The organism is Billgrantia sp. Q4P2 (assembly GCF_052806135.1).
Map to the genome: position 1 here is coordinate 229,511 of NZ_JBRBAI010000007.1, position 22,604 is coordinate 252,114.

Below are 22,604 nucleotides of genomic sequence, written 5' to 3' on the forward strand. Positions count from 1 at the left end.
TTCGTTTGTTGTATGCAGCAGCGCGGTATCCAGCGCTGGCCCTACGGTTGCCCGTCAGGTCGAGCCATCCGGGTAATGCTCCTGCCGCAGCCGGAAGCGCTGCACCTTGCCGGTAGCCGTCTTCGGCAGCGTCTCGACGAAGCGAATCGAGCGCGGATACTTGTAGGGCGCGATGCGCTGCTTGACGAACGCCTGCAGTCGCTCGACGCAGGCCGCGTCCGGTTCGACACCGGGAGACAGTACCACGAAGGCCTCGACGATCTGCCCACGCTCACCATTCGGTGCGCCGATCACGGCACACTCGGCTACCGCCTCGTGGGCCAGCAGGGCGGCCTCCACCTCGGGGCCGGCGATGTTGTAGCCGGCCGAGACGATCATATCGTCGTTGCGGGCGGCGAAGTGAAAATAGCCCTCGTCGTCCTGGGTGAAGGCGTCGCCGGTGATGTTCCAGCCGTCGTGTACGTACCTGCTCTGGCGGGCGTCATCCAGATAGCGACATCCCGTCGGTCCACGCACCGCCAGGCGACCCACTTCGCCGCAGGGCAGCTCGTTCATCTCGGCATCGACGATCTTCGCCTCGTAGCCGGTCACCGGCTTGCCGGTACAGGCCGGGCGATGGTCGTCGAGGCGATTGGAAATGAAGATGTGCAGCATCTCGGTGGCGCCGATGCCGTCGAGGATCGGCTTGCCGGTCTTCTCCATCCACTCGTGGTAGATCGGCGCCGGCAACGTCTCGCCGGCCGATACCGCCAGGCGCAGGCTGTCGAATTCGCGGCCGCTTTCCAGCGAGGCGAGCATGGTGCGGTACGCGGTAGGCGCGGTAAATACCACGGTGGCACGATGCTCGCGGATGATTTGCATCATGTTGGGCGGCGTGGCTTTCTCCAGCAGCACGGCACTGGCGCCGAAGCGCAGCGGGAAGATGGCGAGCCCACCTAGGCCGAAGGTGAAGGCCAGCGGTGGCGAACCGACGAAGACGTCGTCGGGCGTGACCTGGAGCACCTCACGGGCGTAGCCGTCAGCAATGATCAGCAGGTCGCGGTGGAAGTGCATGGTCGCCTTGGGCATGCCGGTGGTGCCGGAGGTGAAGCCAAGCAGGGCCACGTCGTCGGCGGCGGTGGCCACCGCCTCGAACTCGGTCGGCTTGCCGAGTGCCAGGCGGTCGAGTTCGGCATCGTGGTTGGCGGTGCCGTCGAAGCCCACCACGCGCTTCAGGAAGGCGCTGTCGGCGGCGCAGGCGTCGAGTTCGTCGAGCAGGCGCGTATCGCACAGGGCCAGGGCGATCTCGGCCTTGTCAACCACCTGGGCCAGCTCGCCCGCGCGCAGCATGGGCATGGTATTGACCACTACCGCACCGGCCTTGGTGGCGGCGAGCCAGCAGGCGACCATCGCCGGGTTGTTGGCCGAACGAATCAGCACCCGGTGGCCGGGGCGCACGCCGAGGTCTTCCACCAGCGCATGGGCGAGACGGTTGGTCCACTCGGCGAGCTCGCGATAGGTGCGCTGGCGGCCGTTGCCGACCAGCGCCACGTGCTCGCCGTGGCCACGCTCGACCCAGCGGTCGGTCAGCTCCACCGCGGCGTTGAGGCGCTCGGGGTAATCGAAGCCGTCCAGCTTCAGGTCTGGCCACTCCTGTGCGGGCGGCAGGCGATCCCGCGTGAAGGTATCGGCATGGGCCGATGGTGTGTTCATGACCATTCTCCGTACATCGTTGTTGTTGTGCGGCGCGGAAGCGTCGACAGGGGATACGGGTCTGGCGTGTCTTGGGAAACGCTGCACAAATGCCTGCGCGAGCGAATCGCTGCGTTGCGCGGTGCTCGGAATCCTCACATATACCCCATATGCTCCGGTTCCTGTGCTCCGTGCGCCTTGCGCTTCATCTCGCTCGGCGATTTGTACAGCGTCTCCCCCTTACTGTTTTATTCATGTCGGGTGTTGTTCTGTTGTGCCAAGCAACTGCGGGCGATAACTACTTTCTGCACGTCCGAGGCGCCCTCGTAGATGCGCAGCGCGCGGATCTCGCGATACAGGCTCTCGACGATGTGGCCCTTGCGTACGCCATCGCCGCCGTGCAGCTGCACCGCCTTGTCGATCACGTCCTGGGCGCGGTCGGTGGCGTAGAGCTTGGCCATGGCCGCTTCGCGGGTGACGCGTTCGGCGCCCATGTCCTTGGTCCAGGCGGCGCGATAGACCAGCAGTGCCGCGGCGTCCACGTCCAACGCCATCTCGGCCAGGTGGCCCTGCACCATCTGCAGGTCGGCCAGGCTGGCGCCGAACAGCTCGCGGTTGCGGGCGCGGTCGAGGGATTCGTCCAGCGCGCGGCGGGCGAAACCCAGGGCGGCGGCACCCACCGTGGAGCGGAACACGTCGAGCACGGACATGGCGATGCGAAAGCCCTGGCCGGGCTGGCCGATCATGGCGCTGGCCGGCAGGCGCATGTCGCGGAAGCCGAGCCGCGCCAGCGGGTGCGGCGAGATCGTCTCCAGCCGCTCGCGAATATCGAGCCCCGGCGTATCGGCGGGTACCAGGAAGCAGGAGAGCCCCTTGGCCCCCGGCCCCTCGCCGGTGCGCGCGAACAGGGTATAGAGATCGGCGATGCCGCCGTTGGAGATCCAGGTCTTCTCGCCGTTGAGGCGATAGTCGTCGCCGTCGCGCTCGGCCAGGGTGTCGAGCTGGGCCACGTCGGAGCCCGAGCGCGGCTCGCTCAGGGCGAAGGCCGCGAGCGCCTCGCCGCGGCGGGTCTTGTCCAGCCACTGCTTCTGCTCGGCACTGCCGAACAGGCTGATCGCCCCGGTGCCCAGCCCCTGCATGGCGAAAGCGAAGTCGGCCAGGCCGTCGTGACGGGCCAGGGTTTCGCGAATCAGGCATAGACTGCGCACGTCGATGGCGTCGCCCGCGGTGCCCTCGAGAAAGCCGGCCTGGCCCAGGTCGCGCACCAGCTGGACGCAGGTGGCGTCGACGTCGCTATGGTCGCGGGGCAGCTCGCGCTGGCACCAGGCCTCCAGGCGCTTGGCCAGGTCGCGGTGTTTTGCCTCGAGGAACGGCCAATTAAGAAAGCTCGTGTCGCTCATCAATCCCCCTCGAAGACCGGCTTCTGCTTGGCGGCGAAGGCGCGGTAGGCGCGCTCGAAGTCGCGGGTCTGCATGCAGATCGCCTGGGCCTGGGCTTCGGCCTCGATGGCCTGCTCCAGGCTCATCGACCACTCCTGGTTGAGCTGGGTCTTGGTGATGCCGTGAGCGAAGGTGGGCCCCTGGGCCAGGCGGGTGGCGTAGGCGATGGCCTCGGCCTCCAGCGTGTCCGCTTCCACCAGGCGGTTGTAGAACCCCCATTGATGGCCCTCTTCCGCACTCATGCTGCGACCGCTGTAGAGCAGGTCGGCGGCACGGCCCTGGCCGATGATGCGTGGCAGCATGGCGCAGGCGCCCATGTCGCAGCCGGCCAGACCCACCCGGGTGAAGAGGAAGGCGGTGCTGGCTTGTGGCGTGGCGAAGCGGATGTCCGAGGCCATGGCGATGATGGCGCCGGCGCCGACGCAGACGCCGTCGACGGCGCTGATCACCGGCTTGGTACAGTGGATCATCGCCTTGACCAGATCGCCGGTCATGCGGGTGAATTCGAGCAGCCCCTTCATGTCGCGCCCGACCAGCGGGGCGATGATTTCGTGCACGTCGCCGCCGGAGCAGAAGTTGCCACCGTTGGAGGCGAACACCACCGCCTTGACGTCCTCGGCGTAGACCAGGTCGCGGAAGGTGTCGCGCAGCTCGGCGTAGCTGTCGAAGGTGAGCGGGTTCTTGCGCTCGGGGCGGTCGAGGCGGATCACCGCCACCTCGCCCTCCATGCGCCACTGGAAATGACGCGGCGTCAGCTTGGCCAGTTTCATCGTTGTTGTGCTCCCGTGTCGGCCGGCAAGCGGTGCAGCAGCTCGCCGATATGATGGGCATCCTCTGCGCTGACACCTTCCAGCAGCTCGTCGACCCAGCCCTCGTGGGCCGCCGCCATGATGGTGAAGGCGTCGCGCCCGGCAGAGGTCAGGCGTACCAGCGTGGCGCGGCGGTCGCCCTCGATAGCGATGCGCTCGACCAGGCCGTCGTCGGCCAGGCGGTCGACGATGCCGGTGACGTTGCCGTTGGAAACGCGCAGTCGCTTGGAGAGTTCATTCATCTTCAGCCCGTCGCGGTCGCGAAGGAGGGCAGCCATGACGTCGAAGCGCGGCAGGGTGGAATCGAACTCTACGCGCAGCCTCTCACGCAGCGCCGCCTCCACCTGGCGCGTTACCCGCAGCATGCGCAGCCACAGGCGCAGGCGCTCCTTGCTCAGGGTTTCCTGCTTCGAGAGCGGGGCGGTCATATTTCGCCTCCCGAGATCGAAATGGCCTGGCCGTGGATGGCGCCGCTATGGGGGCCGCACAGCCACAGCGCCGTGGCGGTGACCTCGGCGGGCTGGATCAGGCGCCCCGTGGGATTGGTCGACTGCAAGTGAGCCCTGGCCTGCTCCGGGCTCTGGCCGGTCTTGGCTACGATATTGGCAACGCTGGCTTCGAGCAGCGGGGTTTCGGTGAAGCCGGGGCACAACGCATTGACGGTGATATCGCGGCCCGACACCTCCTGGGCCAGGGCGCGCACCAGTCCCACCACGCCGTGCTTGGCGGCGCAGTAGGGCGCCACGTAGGCGTAGCCCTTGAGCCCGGCAGTGGAGGCCACGGCGATCAGTCGCCCACCGTCGCGCAGGTGCTTCAGCCCTTCGCGCAGGGTGAGGAATACGCCGGTCAGGTTGACCTCCAGCATGCGCCGCCACTGGTCGAGCTCGGTCCTGGCCAGCGGTGAACTCTCCGCCGCCCCGGCGTTGGCGATCACGACATCGACCTGGCCGAGATGGTCGAACAGCGATGCCATGTCATCTTCCTGGGTGACGTCGGCGACAGCGAAGGAGATCGCCGGGTGGCGAGCAGCCACCTCTTCGAGCGGCCCGGCCCGACGCCCGGTAATGACGACATTGGCACCGGCCTCGGCGAAGGCCTGTGCCATATCGGCACCGATACCGCTGCCGCCGCCGGTGATCACTACGTGCTTGCCCTGCATCGTGACGTTCCCATTCATGCTCATGTCCAGCCCTCGCCGCGCTCGGCCAGGCGCTGCAATTGGTCGCGTCCGGCGCGGTAGGGTGCCGGCCAGTCGCACTCGCCGTCGCCGATGCCGGCGGCGGCGTGCAGCGTCCAGTAGGGATCGGCCAAGTGCGGCCGGGCCAGGCACACCAGGTCGGCACGGCCGGCCATCAGGATCGAATTGACGTGATCGGCCTGGTAGATGTTGCCCACCGCCATGGTCGGCATGCCGGTCTCATTGCGGATACGATCCGAGAAGGGGGTCTGGAACATGCGGCCGTACATCGGCTTGGCGCGGGTCGAGGTTTGCCCGGCGGAGACGTCGACGATGTCGACCTCGGCGGCCTTCAACAGGCGCGCGATTTCCACCGCTTCGTCAGGCGTCACGCCTTCGTCGCCGACCCAGTCGTTGGCCGAGATGCGCACCGACAGCGGCTTGTGGGCGGGCCATGCCTGGCGCACCGCGCGGATCACCTCCAGGGGGTAGCGCATGCGGTTCGAAAGCGAGCCGCCGTATTCGTCTTCGCGACGGTTGGTCAGCGGCGTGATGAACGACGACAGCAGGTAGCCGTGGGCGGCGTGCACCTCGAGCATGTCGAAGCCGGCGCACTCGGCCATGTGTGCGGCGGCGACGAACTCGTCGCGCACCCGGTCCATGTCGGCGCGATCCATCGCCTTGGGCACCTGGTTGCGCTCCGACCAGGGCACGGCGGAGGCCGCCATGATCGGCCAGTTGCCCTCGGCCAGCGGCGCGTCCATCTCCTGCCAGCCGAGCTGGGTCGAACCCTTGGGCCCGGAATGGCCGATCTGGGCACAGAGCTTGGCCGACGTCTCGGCGTGGACGAAATCGCACAGCCGCTTCCACGCCGCCTCGTGTTCGGGCGCATAGAGCCCTGGGCAGCCCGGCGTGATGCGGCCCTCGGGCGAGACGCAGGTCATCTCGATATAGACCAGCCCGGCACCGCCCTTGGCGCGCTCGGCATAGTGCACGAAGTGCCAGTCTGTGGGCCGTCCGTCCACGGCCTTGTACTGGGCCATGGGCGAGACCACCACCCGATTGGCCAGCGTCATCTCGCGCAGCTTGAAAGGGGCGAACATGGGCGCCCGGCGGGAGCCTTCGTTGCCAGCCTGGGCCTGGAACCAACGCTCGGCGCTTTCCAGCCACTGTGGGTCGCGCAGGCGCAGGTTCTCATGGCTGATGCGCTGGGAGCGGGTCAGCAGCGAGTAGTTGAACTGCACCGGGTCGAGGTCGAGGTAGCGCTCCACCTGCTCGAACCACTCGGTGGAGTTGCGCGCCGCCGACTGCAGGCGCAGTACCTCGGTGCGGCGCTCCTCCTCGTAGCGGGCGAAGGCGCTGGCCATGTCGGGCTCGCTGTGCAGGTATTCGGCGAGCGCGATGGCGCTCTCCAGCGCCAGCTTGGTGCCCGAGCCGATGGAGAAGTGTGCGGTGGCCGCGGCATCGCCCATCAGCACCACGTTGTCGAAGCTCCAGCGCTCGCACAGTACGCGGGGGAAGTTGATCCAGGCCGAGCCGCGGATATGGTGGGCGTTGGTCATCAGCGCATGGCCATCCAGATGCCGGGCGAAGATTCGCTCGCACACGGCAATGGATTCCTGCTGGCTCATCTCGCCGAAGCCGAAGGCCTGCCAGGTGGCTTCGCTGCATTCGACGATGAAGGTCGCGGTATCGGCATCGAACTGATAGGCGTGGGCCCACACCCAGCCGTGCTCGGTCTTCTCGAAGATGAAGGTGAAGGCGTCGTTGAAGGTCTGGTGGGTGCCGAGCCAGACGAACTTGCAGGCGCGCACCTCGATGTCGGGCAGGAAATGCTCGGCGTAGCGCTGGCGGGTACGTGAGTTGAGCCCATCGGCGGCCAGCACCAGGTCGAACTCGCGGCGCAGGTCGTCGATGCGCTCCTCGGGAATGTCGCTCTCGAAGCGCAGCTCTATGTCGAGTTCCTGGGCGCGCTGCTGCAGCAGAATGAGCAGCTGGTGGCGGCCGATGCCGCAGAAGCCGTGGCCGGTGGAGACCGTCTTCACGCCGTCGTGGATCACGGCGATGTCGTCCCAGTAGGCGAAGTGCTCGCGTATGCGCGCCGCGCTCACGGCGTCGTTTGCGGCCAGGTTGTCGAGCGTCTCGTCGGAGAGCACCACGCCCCAGCCGAAGGTGTCGTCGGGGCGGTTGCGTTCGATCACCACGATCTGATGGGCAGGGTCGTGCAGCTTCATGCTGATGGCGAAGTAGAGCCCCGCAGGGCCGCCGCCGAGGCAGGCGATTCTCATGGCTTGGAACCGTGTCGTTGTTGTACTGAGTCTCAGGCTAGACCCTGGAATAAATTACTTCAAGCTTAAAATTTCAAGCTTGAACATTATCGGCATGAAGTGAAATTTTTCGCTCGCCTAAGGATTGACACGCAGGGTAGCAACGGCGAGTCTGGGTCTTCAGGCTCGAGGCTCGGCGGGTCCGACGAGCTGCAACAGGCTTCAAAAGGGAAGGAGGCTCACGATGCTGGAAGAGTGCAAGACAGCCAGGGAGCGCTGGGGTGGCGTGCATCAGTTGATCGACCGATGGCTCGATGAGCGCCGTGAACTGCTGGTCAGTTTCCTTGAACTCAAGGAGGCCTGCGATACCGAGCTGGAGGCTGTAAGCAAGTCGCAGATCGATCGCTTCAGCGAGTTGCTGATGGACTATATCAGCGCTGGCCACTTCGAGATCTACCCGCAGTTGCGTGAGGAGGCCAACGCCTTCGAGGATCATGACGCGCTGGAAATAGCCGGTAAGCTGCTGGAGCGACTGGAACTCTCCACCGAGCTTGTCCTGTCGTTCGATGCCGACTATTCCACCCCCGTGCGCTGTCAGCACTTCCTGCCGCGCCTGCCCGCCTGGCTCGATCGCCTGGCCAAGGGTCTGACCGAGCGCTTTGCCCTGGAAGACCAACTGATTGCCCGCCTGCACGCGGCGCATACGCCACAGAAGGAAGTCCAGGCCGAATAGCCGCCTGGTCTTCTGGCCGATTCCTCAGGCGCCGCGCCGGATCGAGTTCCGGGGCGGCGTTTTTCATTCATGCGTCGATGCGGCTCATTCCTCGGTGGGCTTGGCCGCCTGACGTGTCGGGTGTTGCCGGCGGGCGATATTCGTACACTGAATTAAGCCTTTGACCATGGCTTTTGTAGGAAATCGGCCATAGCGTCGCCCTTCACCAGCCCGATACCCTAATTCACTTTCCGTTTTAGGGAAGCCAGGAAGGGGGAGAGGGCAGTGTTCTGGAAACTCATTCGACGCCATGACGTCAGGGATATCGATCTTCCCTTCATCGAGTTGCCCACCTTCGCTGCGAGCAAGGTCGAAAGCAAGCTATCGAGGGAGCACGGCGGCGAAAGTCTCTCCCAATTGTATAAAAGGGCAGGCGGCTACGATCTGTTTCCGGACAAGGAAAAGGCGATCCGAACGATCGTCAAGGCGGTCCGGGACGGTGACCTGCTGCTGGTCCTGAACGACGGTTTCGACCGCCCCTTCTGCCCATTGGTCGAGTGGAACGGCGAGCAGTGGCGCGCGAGTCTATCCGGGGCATTCCTGCGGGGCTCCACGAGCCTGATCGAATGGAACCTCCCGCGCCTGAACGCCCGGGGGCTGGGACCGCAGGCCATAGCCTCGCTGCAACGCTTCGGTGACGTTGGCGTGGCGCGCCCCACCCCCACGCCCGAGCCGAGGCCCTCCCCGCCGCCACCGGTGCCGGAAACGCCTCCCGCTCAGCCGCGCCACCTGCAGATCGGCGTGTTCTTCGATGGCACCGGCAACAACATGCACAACGATCGCCACCTGCCCGACCGCGATATCACCAACGTGGCGAAGCTGCATGATCTGTATCGGTACGACGGTGACGATGGCGATTACCATCGAGTCTATATCCAGGGTGTAGGCACCATTACCGGTCAAGAAAGCGAGGATGGCTTCGTGGCCCCCGAGGATGCCATCGGCATGGGCAGCGGCGTCGGCCCGGCGGGCGGCCATGCGCGTATCGAGCAGGCGTTGAACGAGGTCCGCGAGATTCTGGAGGCCAACCCTCGCGATTCGCTGGTGACCTTCGACGTGTTCGGCTTCAGCCGCGGCGCGGCCCTGGCCCGGCACTTCGTCAACCTGATCCATCGCTGGCCGGAAACCCTGCTGGTGCCGGACTTCCAGCTCAGCGGGCCGGAAAGCGTGACGGTGCCGGATTTCCGCATCGGCGAGTATCGGCCGCCGTTGCGCCTCATTCCGGCCTTTCCGCCCTCGCCGATCCCCTTCGCACAGGTGCGCTTCGTGGGGCTGTTCGATACCGTGGGCAGCTTCTACTGGCCCGGCAACGCCGAAAACCTCGACTTCGATCTCTACCTCGCCTCGGGCAGCGCCGCGCGGGTGGTGCAGCTTACTGCCCATCACGAGATCCGCCGCAACTTCCCGCTCAACAGCATTGCCGATGCCCAGGGCAGCCATCCCGGCAACTTCGCCGAGATCGCCCTGCCGGGAGTGCACGCCGACATCGGCGGCGGCTATGAGAACCCCAGGCACGAGGCGGACTTCGCCAATCTTGAGGAACTAATCGTGCGCCGCCGGGGTGGGCTGGGGGCCAATGGGGAGACGATTCGCCGGGCCCAGGCGGAGGCGCAGGCAAGGGGGCTCGACATCCGCGTGGATGGCATGGACGTACTCGAGGTCGAGCGGCGCGCCACACGCAAGGAGCTGGCCATCTATGCCCTGCACCAGATGCATGACGAAGCAAAGCGAGCCTGGGTGCCTTTGCGTGATCTGGACGACACCGATCCGGATCATGCCATTCCCGCCGAGCTGCAAACCCTGATCGATGACTGGTGGCAAAGCGGCCGACGACGCGGGCGACAGTGGATGCTGGACATGTCGCACGAACACTTTGCCGGCTACATCCATACCTCTCACCGCCAGCAGTCGTATAGCCTGAGAGACCACTTCGCCCACGCCCCGGAGCCCAGTGGCAAGCGCCGGATATTTCCCAATCTTCACGGCGTGCCGAAGGTGGCCCAGCAGGAGCCGCAGGATGCCTAGGTTATGGACGACTCGCTTGCTCACTGCGCTGCTGCTGGCACTGCTGCTATTGACCGCCGCCTGCGAGGCGGAGCCTGAGCCGCGACGTTATGACTTTGCGATACAGCTCAATGGTGGTCCCACGGGTTGGCCAGTGTGGGTGGAAGAGTTGACCTTCGACCATACGTGGTGGTCGCCAGGGGGGAATCTGGGCGGCGGCTTCGACAAGCGGCCTCCCTCGGGGGGGGCGACCGCCGTTTTGTCTCGGCCCATGCCCGCTCCGTCTTCAGTGCAGGCACGCTGGTTCTCCTACCGCACCCAGACCTTCTACGAGATCGACCTGGAACTGCCAAATACGGATGCCCTGCTGCAACAGTGGTACCGGGACTATCCGCCGCCGGATTACCGCCATTACCTTATGGCCGGCTTCTCCGGTGAGGGCGAGGTCTACGTCTGGTGGCGAGCTCGCTGTACTGTCTGCGGCCGCGACCGCAGCCGGGATTTCCATGCACCCATCGTGGAATCGGCGTGGGCCGAGGAGGCGGAAGGGGATCCGGGACGGTATCGCAACCGAACCCAGGAATACGTCAACGAGGGTGTGATCCCTTCGCCGTGGTAATAGCTGACGTCTCGGACGAACACTTTGCCGGCTACATCCATACGTCTCACCGGCAGCACCCGTACAGCCTGAGAGAGCGCTTCGCCCATGCGCCGGAGCCTCGTGGCAAGCGCCGGGTATTTCCCAATCTTCACGGCGTGCCGATGGTGGCCCAGCAGGAGCCGCAGGATGTCTAGGCCATGGACGACTCGCTTGCTCACTGCGCTGCTGCTGGCGCTGCTGCTATTGACCGCCGCCTGCGAGGCGGAGCCAGAACCGCGGCGCTACGAGTTTATGCTTCAGACCGTAGGTGGGCCTCGTGGTTGGCCGGTATGGGTAGAAGATTTGACTTTCAACCATGCCTGGGGAGCCCCGGTTGGCGGTTTGAGTGAAGGATTTGATCGCGACCCGCCAAGAGGGAACAGAACCGCTGTTTTTGGAACTCATCTTCCTGTTCCACAATCGATGCAGGCACGCTGGTTCTCCTACCGCACCCAGGCCTTTTACGAAATCGACCTGGCACTGCCGGGAACGGATGTCCGTATGCAACAGTGGTATCGGGACTATCCACCACCTAATTATCGACATTATCTTATAGTCGGGTTCTCCGGTGAGGGCGAAGTCTACGTCTGGTGGCAGGCTTACTGCAGCACCTGCGGCCGCGACCGCAGCCGGGATTTCCATGCGCCCATCGTAGAGTCGGCGTGGGCCGAGGAAGTCGAAGGCGACCCCTCCACCTTTCGCAGCCAAACTCAGCGACGAGTAGAGGAAGGGATAATACCTTCGCCATGGTAATAGCTGACGTCTCGGACGAACACTTTGCCGGCTACATCCATACTTCCCACCGCCAGCACCCGTACACCGTTAGAGAGCGCTTCGCCCATGCGCCGGAGCCTCGTGGCAAGCGCCGGGTATTTCCCAATCTTCACGGCGTGCCGATGGTGGCCCAGCAGGAGTCCCAGGATGCCTAGGCCATGGATGGCCCGCCTGCGCCCTGCGCTGCTGCTAGCTCTGCTGCTATTAATCGCCGCCTGCGAGGCGGAGCCCCAGCCGGAGCTACGGCGCTACGAATTCATGCTCCAGACCGTGGGTGGGCCTCGTGGTTGGCCGGTATGGGTGGAAGATTTGTCTTTCAACCATGCCTGGGGAGGGCCGGTTGGAGGTCTGAGTGAAGGGTTCGAGCGCCGTCCTCCTAGCCCTAACTCAACTGTTATCTTCGGAACGCCTCTTCCCGCAGCGCAGTCGATGCAGGCGCGCTGGTTCTCCTACCGCACCCAGACCTTCTACGAGATCGACCTGGAACTGCCAAATACGGATGCCCTGCTGCAACAGTGGTACCGGGATTATCCTCCACCCGATTACCGCCATTACCTTATGGCCGGCTTCTCCGGTGAGGGCGAGGTCTACGTCTGGTGGCGCGCCAGCTGCAACGTCTGCGGCCGCGATCGCAGCCGGGATTTCCATGCGCCCATCGTGGAATCGGCGTGGGCTGAGGAGGTGGAGGGCGATCCGGCCACCTTTCGCAGCCAGACTCAGCGACGAATTGATGAGGGGATCATTCCCTCGCCCTGGGAATGATATGACCTGCGCGTCGAAGCCAGCCAGTGCCTCACCTACCGCATACTCTCAGGAGATCCTGGGCTATACCCCGGAGCCCAGCGGTGTGCGCCGGGTGTTCCCCAATCGCCACGGTGCGCCAGTGGCTGGGTTTCCTTGATGAACCCCAACCCATTTGGGTCGTGCTTCGTCACGCCTCGGCGGGCTCGGCCGCTTCACGTGCCGGGCGGCGCTGCCACAGCACCAGCATGCAAGGCGTCAGTAGCAGCGTCAGGCCAGTGGCGAATACAAGCCCGCCGGCAATCGCGCTCGAGAGCTGTGTCCACCATTGGGTCGAGGGGGCGCCGATGCCCAGGCTCGGGGCGAACAGGTTGACGTTGATTTCCAGCACCATCGGCATCAGGCCCAGCACGGTGGTGATGGCGGTGAGCAGCACCGGGCGCAGGCGCAGGCCGCCGGCTTCCAGCGCGGCATCGACGGGAGCCAGTCCCGCCTGGCGCAGCTCGTTATAGGTGTCGATCAATACGATGTTGTTGTTCACCACGATGCCCGCCAGGGCGATGATGCCCATGCCCACCATGACGATGCCGAACGGCTGGCCGTTGATCAGCAGCCCCATGAGCACCCCCGCGGTGGAGAATACGATCGCCGAGAGCACCAGCAGCGCCTGGTAGAGGCTGTTGAACTGGGTGACGAGTATCAGCAGCATCAGCCCGATCGCGACGAAGAAAGCCGTCATCAGGAAACGGCTGGCCTCCTCCTGATCCTCCTGTTCGCCGGCGACATTGACTCGTACGCCCTCGGGGGGCGGGCCCAATGCCGCCAGCAGTGCGCGAAGGCGTTCGTCGGGCTGGTAGCCGGTGGCCACGTCCGCTTCCAGGGTGATGGCCCGCTGGCCGTCGATCCGGTGCAGCGTGCCCACCCTGGGCGCAGGCTCCAGGCTGGCGAAATGAGAAACCGGTACCTGGCCGCGGGAGGTATTGAGCGTCAACCGATCCAACTGATCGAGATGGCGCCAGGAATGCGGGAAGCGGACGCGGATGTCGACCTCGTCGGGGGCGTGGGCGGGGCGATAGGTGGCCACCTGCAGCCCGTTGGTGACCAGTTGCACGGCGCTGCCCACCGCGGCCACGTCGGCGCCCATACGAGCAGCGGCGGCGCGGTCCACGTTGAGCCGCCACTCGACGCCGGGGAGGCTGCGGTTGTCCTCGATGTCACGGAAGCCACCGAGCCGCTCCATCTCCTGGCGAATGGCCTCCACGGCTGCCTCGCTGGCAGCGTTCTGCTGCGCGCTGACCTCGAGCACGATGGGCTTGCCGCCTCCCGGCCCCTGCTCCTGCTCGCGGAACTCCAGCACCACGCCGGGCAGGTCGGCGGTGCGTTCGGCCATCTCGCTCATGATCACCCGGGCCGGGCGACGCTCCTGCCAGTCGATCAACTGGAACTGCACCACGCCGATCACGTCGCTGCCCAGCTGTTCGTTGGGGATGGCGTAGGAGCGGGCATAGAGCGCCTGCACCTCGCTCATGCCGGTCAGGCGCGCCTCGACCCGGCGCACGATGGCGTCCTTCTCCAGGGCGGAGAAGTCGCCCCGCGAGCGGATCACGACCTGGGCATTCTCCGGCTCGACGTCGGGGAAGAACTCCACGCCGTGGTTGAAGCGGCCATAGCCGACGAAGATCAACGCCATCAGCAGCAGGGCGATCAGCAGCGTCATGCCGGGGTGGGCCAGCAGTCGGGCGAGGGTGGCGCGATACAGGCGCCCGCCGGCGGTGATCATCTCCTCCCCGTGCACGGCCCTGCTGGCGCGTACGCTGAACACGCTGCCCAGGGTGGGCAGGAAGATCAGCGCCATGGCCAGTGAAGCGAGCAGGCACAGGATCACCGTGGCCGGCAGGTACTTCATGAACTCTCCCACTACACCGGGCCAGAACAGCAGCGGGATGAAAACCGCGAGGGTGGTAGCGGTAGAAGCGATCACCGGCCAGCTCATGCGGGCGGCAGCATTGATCCAGGCTTGCCGGGGTGGCTGGCCTTCGCGCAGGTGACGGTCGGCCAGCTCGCTGACCACGATGGCGCCGTCCACCAGCATGCCGGCCACCAGGATCAATGCGAACAGCACCACGATGTTGAGCGTGTAGCCGACCGCCCAGATCAGCAGGATGCCGGTGAGAAAGGCGCCGGGGATGGTCAGGCCCACCATCAGCGCCGAGCGCACGCCCATCGCTGCCAGGATCACGATCAGTACCAGCACCACGGCAGTGACCACGTTGTTGAGCAGCTCCGAGAGCATCTGCTCCACGGTGACCGACTGGTCCATGATCGTGGTGATGGAGAGTTCGTCGGGCAGCAGCGGGGCGGCTTCGGCGAGAATGTTGCGTACGCCTTCGATGGTGGCGATCAGGTTGGCGCCGGCGCGCTTGGAGATCTCCAGCACCAGGGCCGGCTCGTCGTCGATGCGGGCGAAGCCCTCTGGCTCCTTGAAGGTGGGGTGGATCCAGCCCACGTCGGCGAAGGTCACCACCCGGTCGCCATCGACCTTGACCGGCATGCTGAGCACGTCGTCGAGGGACTCGATCACGCCGGGTACCTTCACCGGGGTGCGGCCGGCGCCGGTGTCCAGGCTACCGGCCGCGACCAGGCGGTTGTTGCGCGTGATCAGGTTGAACAGGGTGTCGAAGTCCACGCCGTAGCTGTCGAGCACCAGCGGGTCGATGACGATCTCCATCAGCTCCTCGCGCTCGCCGCCGATCTCGACCTCGAGTACTTCGGGTACGCCTTCGAAGGCGTCCTGCAACTGACGGGCGATGGCCAGTCTGCGATTCTCTTCGATAGGTCCCGAGAGCCCCAGCGTCAGTACCGGAAACAGGCCGACGTTGACCTCGAATACCCGCGGCTCCTCGGCCTCGTCGGGCAGCGCAGCATTGGCGATGTCGACCCGCTCGCGCACGTCGGCCAGCGCCTGGCGCGGGTCGAAGCCGGCGTCGAACTCCAGGGTGACGGCGGCATGGCCTTCGCTTGCCTGGGCGGTCATCTTGCGCACGCCCTCGATGGTGCGCAGCTCCTGCTCCATGGGGCGCACCAGCAAACGTTCGCCATCCTCGGGGCTCACCCCTTCCAGCGCCAGCGAGACGTAGATGATGGGAATGGGAACGTCCGGGTTGGCCTCCTTGGGCACTGCCTGCCAGGCAGCCAGGCCCGCCATCAACAGGGCGAACAGCAGCAGCAAGGTGGTGCGCGACCGGCCCAGGGCGGCTTCGATCAGGGTACGCATGATCAGGGTGACTCCGCGCTGCCGTCATGCTCGGTGGGGTTTGCCGCAGGCATGGCGATGACACCGTCACCGGGCGCGACGAAGCCACTGCCCAGGGTGATCAGCCGGATCGTCTCGGGCAGCCCGGCAACGCGGGCCTCCGTAGCATCGGCGGCAACCAGGCTGATGGGCGTGGTTACCACGCGATCGTCGTCATCCAGATGCTTGACCCGCAGCCGCCCCTCGGTGTCCAGTTCGAGCAGGGCGGGGGAGAGGCGATGTACCTCGCGCTCGGGCAGGTTGATTGCTAGGGTGGCGCTGGCGCCGGCCAGACGGCGGCGCTCCGGATTGTCGAACTCGGCTTCGACATAGAAGGAGCGTGTGGCCTCGTCGGCACGACTGGACACGTGGGTCAGTTCGCCGGAGAGGCGGCTGCCGTCCAGCAGCCGGACTTCGGCGGGCAGGCCGGGGCGCAGATCGTGGGCATCGCGCTGGGCCACCCAGGCGATGGCCGTCAGGCGACGATCATCGACCAGGCGGGCATAGGCGTCGCCGATCTGGAGTACTTCACCCAACTCCACGTAGAGACGATCGAGCACGCCGTCGAAGGGGGCCGCAGGGCGGGTTTCGTCGAGCGCCTGGCGCAGCTCGGCCAGTTCCGCTGCGGCCACGCTGACACTGCTTTGCAGTCGCAGCAATTCGGGCTGGGAGATCAGGTCGCGCTGGCGCAGATTGTTGGCCCCGGTGAGCTCGGCTCGGGCCAGCTCGAGCTGAGCTTCGGCGCGTTCCAGCTGGGCCTCCAGCGCGTCGCGTGACAGGGTCAGCAGCGCCGTGCCGGCTTCCACCGCCGTGCCCTGGGCCACCGGCAGTTCGACGACGCGCCCGGCATGACGGCTGCGCAGCTCGACCTCGCGAAAGGCTTCCAACTGGCCCTGGACCACCCGCTGCGGCATGTAGGGCGTGGCCTGGCTAATGCGGTACTCGACCCGCGGCAGTATTTCGCCGGGAGGTGCTTCGACGCTGGGTGCCTGCTGCTGGAAGCGCTGGAAGTCACCGAGCGCCAGCCACAGCAGGAGTACCAGCAGCATCAGGGCGGCCAGCAGGGTGGAAATGGGGGGGCGTTTCGACATGCGGCCTTCCCTGATTGAATTCGGCATTAGCTTATTCGGCAAAGCATGATAGCGCATGTGCCTTAGGGTATCAGTCACCTCGAAGAGCTATTGTGTTAGGGGGGGGCTAACCAGAGGTCGGATTGAGTTTTGTGCAGTGCAGGCATACCATCTTGGCGGTCCGGATTTCGGCCTGGGTGGATATGCATCTGCCAGGCTCGTCCTCAGGTGGCTCAACCGAAGGAGCAACAATGAAAGATCCCGTACGTATTGCCATTACCGGCGGTGCTGGCCAGATCAGCTACTCCCTTATCTTCCGTATCGCGGCAGGCGACATGCTGGGTCCGGATCAGCCCGTCATTCTCCAACTGCTCGAAATTCCCCAGGCGATGGACGCGCTCAGCGGCGTGGTGATGGAAGTCAACGATTGCGCCTTCCCGCTGGTGCAGGACATCGTCGCCACCGACGACCCCAACGTGGCCTTCAAGGATGTCGACTTCGCCCTGCTGGTCGGTGCCCGTCCGCGCGGCCCGGGCATGGAGCGCAAGGATCTGCTGGAGGCCAACGCAGCGATCTTCTCCGTCCAGGGCAAGGCGCTCAACGACAACGCCAGCCGCAACGTGCGTGTGCTGGTGGTGGGCAACCCGGCCAACACCAACGCCCTGATCGCTTCCTGCAACGCACCCGACCTCAGCCCGCGCCAGTTCACGGCGATGACCCGCCTGGACCACAACCGCGCCCTGACCCAGCTGGCGCAGAAGACCGGCAAGCGTGTCACCGACGTCGAGAGCATGATCATCTGGGGTAACCACAGCGCCACCCAGTACCCGGATCTGGCCCACACCAAGGTGGCCGGCAAGCCGGCCTTCGACCTGGTCGAGCGCGACTGGTATGAGAACGACTTCATCCCCACCGTGCAGCAGCGCGGCGCGGCGATCATCAAGGCGCGCGGTGCCTCTTCCGCCGCCTCTGCCGCTTCCTCCGCCATCGACCACATGCGCGACTGGGCGCTGGGTACCGACCAGGTGGTGAGCATGGCGATCCCCTCCGACGGTAGCTACGGCATCGAGGAAGGCATCATCTACTCCTACCCGGTGCGTTGTCAGAACGGCGACTACGAGATCGTCCAGGGCCTGGAGATCGACGAGTTCAGCCGCGCCAAGATGAAGGCCACGGAAGACGAGCTGAGAGAAGAGCGCGCCGCCGTCGAGCATTTGCTGGGCTAAGAAATAAGACGTAAGAGATAAGAAAACCCCGAAGGGTCGCCTTCGGGGTTTTTCGTCTACGATTCATGAACCGGCGAAGCCGTTCAGTCCCTCAGGCTCATGATCCGCCAGCCGCGCTTTTCGGCTTCTTCGCGCAGGGTGGGGTCGGGGTCCACCGCCACCGGGTGCTCCACCAGTTGCAGCAGCGGCAGGTCGTTGTGCGAGTCGCTGTAGAACCAGGCGTCGTCCAGGGTCAGGTCCTTGTCCGCCAGCCACTCTTCCAGCCGCTTCACCTTGCCTTCGCGATAGCTCGGGGTGCCGCTGACGTTGCCGGTATAGCGGCCGTCGCGAACCTCCGGTTCCACGGCGATCAGGTGGTCCACGCCCAGCCGTTGTGCAATGGGGCCGGTAATGAAGCGGTTGGTGGCGGTGATGATCAGCAGGGTGTCGCCCCGGCTGCGATGGCGTGCGAGCAGCTCCTCGCCCTTGGGCAGGATGCTGGGCTCGACCTTGCTCGCCATGAACTGTTGGTGCCAGGCCGCGAGCTGCTCCGGGCTGTTCTCGGCCAGCGGCCTGAGTGCCACGGCCAGGAAGGCGTGGATATCCAGCGTACCCGCTTCGTAGTCGGCCATGAAGCGGTCGTTGGCTTCACGGTAGGCCTCGGCATCCACCGCGCCCTGTTCGAGCAGGAATTCGCCCCAGGCGTGGTCGCTGTCGATGGAGAGCAGGGTGTTGTCCAGATCGAAGATGGCCAGACTCACGGCTTACCCCTTGCGATGTGGTGAGTTGTCGTAATGTCATGCTGCATTGCGTGAAAGCTGGCGATTATGTCAGACAACGCCCCGTGCTGCTAAGCCTGGCAGTGCTTTTTCTCTCGTCTGGCGCCGCCAGGCGAGAGCGTCCTGCCTGAAGCTTGTATTGATGCGCTTCGCGCCATTGTGGAAGAATGCTCTCAATGACGTATTTCACAAGGTGACGTCCGTGATCGACGCTGACGGCTTTCGCCCCAACGTTGGCATCATCATTGCCAACGCCAGAGGGCAACTGCTTTGGGCGCGTCGGGTTGGACAGAATGCGTGGCAGTTTCCCCAGGGAGGCATCAAGTCAACCGAAACACCGCAACAGGCGCTCTATCGTGAGCTGGAGGAGGAAATCGGCCTGACCGCCGATGACGTCGAGCTACTGGCCTGTACCCGGGGATGGCTGCGCTATCGCCTGCCGCGACGCATGGTGCGCATGAATTCCAGGCCGGTCTGTATCGGCCAGAAGCAGAAGTGGTTCCTGCTGCGGATTCGCTGCCAGGAGAACCGCATCTGCATGGATGGCTCGGAAAAGCCCGAGTTCGATAATTGGCGCTGGGTCAGCTATTGGTATCCGCTGGGCCAAGTGGTGCCATTCAAGCGCGAGGTGTATCGCCGCGCGCTGAGCGAGCTTTCCCCGCGAGCGCAGCGGCTGGCCCTCGAAGGTCGCTGAGCGAAGGCATCCGCTGGTCGAAGGCAGCAGCGGGTAGGCACGACATGAGGGGCGACGCAGGGCCCCGTTACGAAGCTTCGTCCTCCTCGGGTGACGGTGCTTGGTCTTGATTCCTCAGCCAGGCGAGGGAAGACAACAATGGAAAGCAAGACGCCGATGCTGGAGGTGCTGCGCCGGGTCATACAGGAAGTCAATGGGGCTCGCAATCTCGATGCGGCACTGGCGACCATGGTTCGTCGTATCCGCAAGGCCATGCACACCGACGTGTGCTCCTTTTATCTTCATGATGGCGAGACCCAGGAACTCGTGCTGATGGAAACCATCGGTCTGCACAGCCAGGCAGTGGGGCACGTGAGCCTGAGGGTGGGCGAGGGCCTGGTCGGCCTGGTGGCCGAACGTGAGGAGCCGCTCAATCTCGAGGATGCTCCCTCACATCCGCGCTTTCGCTACTTCAAAGCCACCGGCGAGGAGCGCTACTCCAGTTTCCTCGGTGTGCCGATCATCCATCAGCGCCGCATGCTCGGGGTGCTTGTCGTGCAGCAGGCGGAGAAGCGCCGCTACGACGAAGAAGACGAAGCCTTCCTCATCACCATGGGGGCGCAGCTTGCCGGCGTACTGGCGCATGCCCTGGCGACCGGTAGCCTCAGTCGGCCCGCCTTGCCAGGGGGGCAGGCACTGTTTATCGGCGTTGCCGCCTCGCCCGGCATGGCCATCGGTGAGGTGGTGGTGGTGGCGCCGCTGGCCGACCTGGACAGCGTGCCCGACCTGATCCCGACCGATGTCGAATACGAGATCGTGCGCCTCAAGGAGGCCATCGAGCGCGTGCGCGAGGAGATTCGCGCAGCGGGCGAGCGCCTGGCCAGCCGCATCTCGGCCCAGGAGCTGGCCCTGTTCGAGGTCTACCAGCAGATGCTCAGCGAGGCGGCGCTCTCCCAGGAAGTGGAGAAGCGCATTCGTGAAGGGCAGTGGGCGCCCGGTGCCCTGGCCGACGTGGTACGCCGCCACGTGCAGTATCTGGAGCGGGTCGATGACGACTACCTGCGCGAACGGGCCGCCGACGTGCGCGATCTGGGTCGACGGGTGCTGGCCCACCTCCAGGAAGAGACGCCGCAGATCCCCGGTAACTTCCCCGAGAGCACCATCCTGGTGGGCGACGAGATCAGCGTCGCCACGCTGGGAGAGGTGCCGAGGGAGCGGCTTGCCGGGCTGGTGTCGGTGCGTGGCTCGAGCACTTCCCACGTGGCGATCGTCGCGCGCGCCATGGGGGTTCCCACCGTGCTGGGCATGGTCGACCTGCCGTTGCCGCGCCTCTCCGGGGCCGAGGTGGTGCTCGATGGACACCGTGGGCGCCTGTTCGTGCGGCCAACGGACGAACTCAAGACCCGCTATCGGAGTTTGATCGCCGAAGAGGCGGCGCTGGTCGAAGTGCTCGAGCACGAGCAGGACCTGCCCAGCGAAACCCCGGATGGCCACGTCATGCCGCTGATGGTCAATACCGGCCTGGCCATCGATACCACGGTATCGCTCAAGAAGCGTATCAGCGGCGTAGGGCTGTATCGCACCGAAGTGCCCTTCATGATCGCCGAGCGCTTCCCGGGCGAGCAGGAGCAGGCGCGACTCTATCGCGATCAGTTGGAGAGCTTCGCGCCGCTGCCGGTGGTGATGCGCACGCTGGATATCGGCGGCGACAAGGACCTGCCCTATTTCCCAATCGAGGAGGCCAACCCCTTCCTCGGCTGGCGTGGCATCCGTGTCACCCTCGATCACCCCGAAGTGTTGATGGTGCAATTGCGTGCCATGCTGCGCGCCTCCCAGGGGCTCGACAACCTGCAGGTCCTGCTGCCCATGGTGACCAACGTCGACGAGGTCGACGATGCGCTGCGCCTGCTCGATCGTGCCATTCGCGAGCTGGGCGAGGAGGGCATCGTGACGCCGCGACCCAAGGTCGGCGTCATGCTGGAAGTACCGGCCACGCTTTATCAACTGGACGCCCTGGCCGAGCGTGCCGACTTCTTCTCCGTCGGCAGCAACGACCTGACTCAGTACCTGCTGGCAGTGGATCGCAACAACCCCCGCGTGGCGAGTCTCTACGACGCCTGTCATCCGGCCGTGCTGTGCGCCATGGCGCGCCTGGCCGAGGAGTCGGCACGGCTGAAGAAGCCTATCTCGGTGTGCGGTGAGCTGGCCGGCGACCCGGCCGGGGCGCTGCTGCTGATGGGCATGGGCTTCGACTCGCTCTCCATGAATGCCCCCAGCCTGCCGCGTGTCAGGGCGGCGATACGCCGGGTCTCCCTCGATGCCGCCAAGGCGCTGGTGCGTGAAACCCTTGCCCTGAACACGCCAGCTGCGGTGCGCAGCCATCTGTTCACGCGGCTGAGCGAATGGCAGCTGGCGCATCTGTTGCCACCGCGGGACTGAACGTCACCCCATGTGTCTCATCGCCTTCGACTTCCGTCCGGGAACGTCCGTGCCGCTGCGGCTGATAGCCAACCGCGACGAATTCCATCAGCGGCCGACGGCACCGCTCGAGATCTGGAAGGGGGCGCCCGACATCGTCGGTGGCCGTGACCTCGAGGCTGGCGGCGGCTGGCTGGCGGTGCATCGCCGTGGGCGTGTGGCAGCGGTCACCAACGTGCGCGATCCTGCGCTCAAGGTGACGGCCGATACCCCGAGTAGGGGGCATCTCGTACGCGAAGCGCTTGAGTGCCCTGACTTGACCGAGTGGCTGGCCAGGCTGGCCGAGGGCGAGGGCTGGCGCTACGCCGGCTTCAACCTGCTGGCCAGCGATGGTCACCGGCTCTGGCATCTTCACCGCAGCCGGGAGCGGCTGCTGCTCTCGGAGGTGATGCCCGGCATTCATGGTCTTTCGAACGCCAGCCTCGACACCCCCTGGCCCAAGCTGATCGCCGCCCGACAGGGGCTAGCGACGGCGCTGCGACGGCGCTGGCCGGAGGATGCGCTGAGCGCGCTGTCGGATAGCCGGCCGGTCGACGACCACCACTTGCCGGACACCGGCGTCGGCCTGGAATTGGAGCGACGCCTGTCGCCCCCGTTCATCGTTGGCGAGCAGTACGGTACCCGTGCCACGACTTGGCTGGAGTGGAACGCCGACGCGAGCATCATCATGCTCGAGGAGCATCGCTACGGCCCAGGGGGCACGTCGCTTGGCACGACTCGGGAGAGAATTGCTCTACAATGCATGCACTTACGCGCCTCTGGCTGCCATGACAGCCGAGGCCCGTCGGCGTAAACTCACAGCCACTGCTTGGC

General features: G+C 65.5%; 20 protein-coding genes. 11 read left to right on the forward strand and 9 right to left on the reverse strand.

Annotated features, from left to right (window positions below; genetic code table 11):
* Positions 1-54: 54 nt before the first annotated feature.
* The 6 genes from ACUY1T_RS14330 to ACUY1T_RS14355 all read right to left on the reverse strand — a co-directional run bounded on the left by ACUY1T_RS14330 (position 55) and on the right by ACUY1T_RS14355 (position 7,384).
* Entirely contained in the window at positions 55-1,692 is a 1,638-nt protein-coding gene (locus ACUY1T_RS14330; protein WP_446023899.1) for a benzoate-CoA ligase family protein, read from the reverse strand.
* Positions 1,693-1,919: 227 nt separating this feature from the next.
* On the reverse strand, positions 1,920-3,071 hold the full coding sequence (locus tag ACUY1T_RS14335; protein ID WP_446023901.1) for an acyl-CoA dehydrogenase family protein: 1,152 nt from the start codon (positions 3,069-3,071) through the stop codon (positions 1,920-1,922).
* Positions 3,071-3,880 (reverse strand): enoyl-CoA hydratase family protein, encoded by an 810-nt coding sequence (locus ACUY1T_RS14340; RefSeq protein ID WP_446023903.1) that lies wholly within the window; start codon positions 3,878-3,880, stop codon positions 3,071-3,073. Before ACUY1T_RS14340 ends, ACUY1T_RS14335 begins: the two co-directional genes overlap by 1 nt.
* On the reverse strand, positions 3,877-4,347 hold the full coding sequence (locus ACUY1T_RS14345; protein ID WP_446023905.1) for a MarR family winged helix-turn-helix transcriptional regulator: 471 nt from the start codon (positions 4,345-4,347) through the stop codon (positions 3,877-3,879). The genes ACUY1T_RS14340 and ACUY1T_RS14345 overlap by 4 nt, the downstream gene beginning before the upstream one ends.
* Positions 4,344-5,102 (reverse strand): SDR family NAD(P)-dependent oxidoreductase, encoded by a 759-nt coding sequence (locus ACUY1T_RS14350; protein ID WP_446023907.1) that lies wholly within the window; start codon positions 5,100-5,102, stop codon positions 4,344-4,346. Before ACUY1T_RS14350 ends, ACUY1T_RS14345 begins: the two co-directional genes overlap by 4 nt.
* Positions 5,099-7,384: a bifunctional salicylyl-CoA 5-hydroxylase/oxidoreductase gene (locus ACUY1T_RS14355; protein ID WP_446023908.1), complete on the reverse strand. Its 2,286-nt coding sequence runs from the start codon at positions 7,382-7,384 to the stop codon at positions 5,099-5,101. Before ACUY1T_RS14355 ends, ACUY1T_RS14350 begins: the two co-directional genes overlap by 4 nt.
* A 223-nt stretch (positions 7,385-7,607) precedes the next feature.
* On the opposite strand from ACUY1T_RS14355, the gene rsd reads away from it, so the two are divergent.
* From rsd to ACUY1T_RS14390, 7 genes are all read left to right on the forward strand, one after another.
* On the forward strand, positions 7,608-8,096 hold the full coding sequence (gene rsd / locus ACUY1T_RS14360; RefSeq protein ID WP_446023910.1) for a sigma D regulator: 489 nt from the start codon (positions 7,608-7,610) through the stop codon (positions 8,094-8,096).
* A gap of 264 nt (positions 8,097-8,360) precedes the next feature.
* On the forward strand, positions 8,361-10,160 hold the full coding sequence (locus tag ACUY1T_RS14365; RefSeq protein WP_446023912.1) for a phospholipase effector Tle1 domain-containing protein: 1,800 nt from the start codon (positions 8,361-8,363) through the stop codon (positions 10,158-10,160).
* A complete protein-coding gene (locus ACUY1T_RS14370; RefSeq protein WP_446023914.1) occupies positions 10,153-10,758 on the forward strand; it encodes a DUF2931 family protein in 606 nt (201 codons plus the stop codon). Before ACUY1T_RS14365 ends, ACUY1T_RS14370 begins: the two co-directional genes overlap by 8 nt.
* A complete protein-coding gene (locus ACUY1T_RS14375; RefSeq protein ID WP_446023916.1) occupies positions 10,752-10,934 on the forward strand; it encodes a hypothetical protein in 183 nt (60 codons plus the stop codon). The genes ACUY1T_RS14370 and ACUY1T_RS14375 overlap by 7 nt, the downstream gene beginning before the upstream one ends.
* A 16-nt stretch (positions 10,935-10,950) precedes the next feature.
* Complete coding sequence (locus ACUY1T_RS14380) at positions 10,951-11,532, forward strand: DUF2931 family protein (RefSeq protein WP_446023918.1); 582 nt, start codon at positions 10,951-10,953, stop codon at positions 11,530-11,532.
* Positions 11,526-11,708 carry a hypothetical protein gene (locus tag ACUY1T_RS14385; protein ID WP_446023919.1) on the forward strand — a complete coding sequence of 61 codons (183 nt, stop codon included), beginning with the start codon at positions 11,526-11,528 and terminating at the stop codon, positions 11,706-11,708. The genes ACUY1T_RS14380 and ACUY1T_RS14385 overlap by 7 nt, the downstream gene beginning before the upstream one ends.
* On the forward strand, positions 11,701-12,315 hold the full coding sequence (locus tag ACUY1T_RS14390) for a DUF2931 family protein (RefSeq protein ID WP_446023921.1): 615 nt from the start codon (positions 11,701-11,703) through the stop codon (positions 12,313-12,315). Before ACUY1T_RS14385 ends, ACUY1T_RS14390 begins: the two co-directional genes overlap by 8 nt.
* Positions 12,316-12,484: 169 nt before the next feature.
* Here the strand turns inward: ACUY1T_RS14390 and ACUY1T_RS14395 are convergent, their stop codons facing one another.
* Both ACUY1T_RS14395 and ACUY1T_RS14400 read right to left on the reverse strand, forming a co-directional pair.
* Positions 12,485-15,568, reverse strand: a complete 3,084-nt coding sequence (locus ACUY1T_RS14395; protein ID WP_446023923.1) for an efflux RND transporter permease subunit — start codon at positions 15,566-15,568, stop codon at positions 12,485-12,487.
* 2 nt (positions 15,569-15,570) lie between these two features.
* Positions 15,571-16,677, reverse strand: a complete 1,107-nt coding sequence (locus ACUY1T_RS14400; protein ID WP_446023925.1) for an efflux RND transporter periplasmic adaptor subunit — start codon at positions 16,675-16,677, stop codon at positions 15,571-15,573.
* A 230-nt stretch (positions 16,678-16,907) separates the two neighbouring features.
* Between ACUY1T_RS14400 and ACUY1T_RS14405 the strand changes: the two genes are divergently transcribed.
* Positions 16,908-17,882: a malate dehydrogenase gene (locus tag ACUY1T_RS14405; protein WP_446023927.1), complete on the forward strand. Its 975-nt coding sequence runs from the start codon at positions 16,908-16,910 to the stop codon at positions 17,880-17,882.
* 83 nt (positions 17,883-17,965) lie between these two features.
* Here ACUY1T_RS14405 and ACUY1T_RS14410 read toward each other — a convergent pair whose 3' ends face one another.
* Positions 17,966-18,622, reverse strand: a complete 657-nt coding sequence (locus ACUY1T_RS14410) for a histidinol-phosphatase (RefSeq protein ID WP_446023929.1) — start codon at positions 18,620-18,622, stop codon at positions 17,966-17,968.
* A gap of 220 nt (positions 18,623-18,842) precedes the next feature.
* On the opposite strand from ACUY1T_RS14410, the gene ACUY1T_RS14415 reads away from it, so the two are divergent.
* The 3 genes from ACUY1T_RS14415 (at position 18,843) to ACUY1T_RS14425 (ending at position 22,584) form a co-directional block, all read left to right on the forward strand.
* Positions 18,843-19,334 carry an RNA pyrophosphohydrolase gene (locus tag ACUY1T_RS14415; protein ID WP_197566048.1) on the forward strand — a complete coding sequence of 164 codons (492 nt, stop codon included), beginning with the start codon at positions 18,843-18,845 and terminating at the stop codon, positions 19,332-19,334.
* 156 nt (positions 19,335-19,490) lie between these two features.
* Positions 19,491-21,752: a phosphoenolpyruvate--protein phosphotransferase gene (gene ptsP, locus ACUY1T_RS14420; protein ID WP_446023981.1), complete on the forward strand. Its 2,262-nt coding sequence runs from the start codon at positions 19,491-19,493 to the stop codon at positions 21,750-21,752.
* A 10-nt stretch (positions 21,753-21,762) separates the two neighbouring features.
* Positions 21,763-22,584, forward strand: a complete 822-nt coding sequence (locus ACUY1T_RS14425) for an NRDE family protein (protein WP_446023932.1) — start codon at positions 21,763-21,765, stop codon at positions 22,582-22,584.
* Positions 22,585-22,604 lie beyond the last annotated feature (20 nt).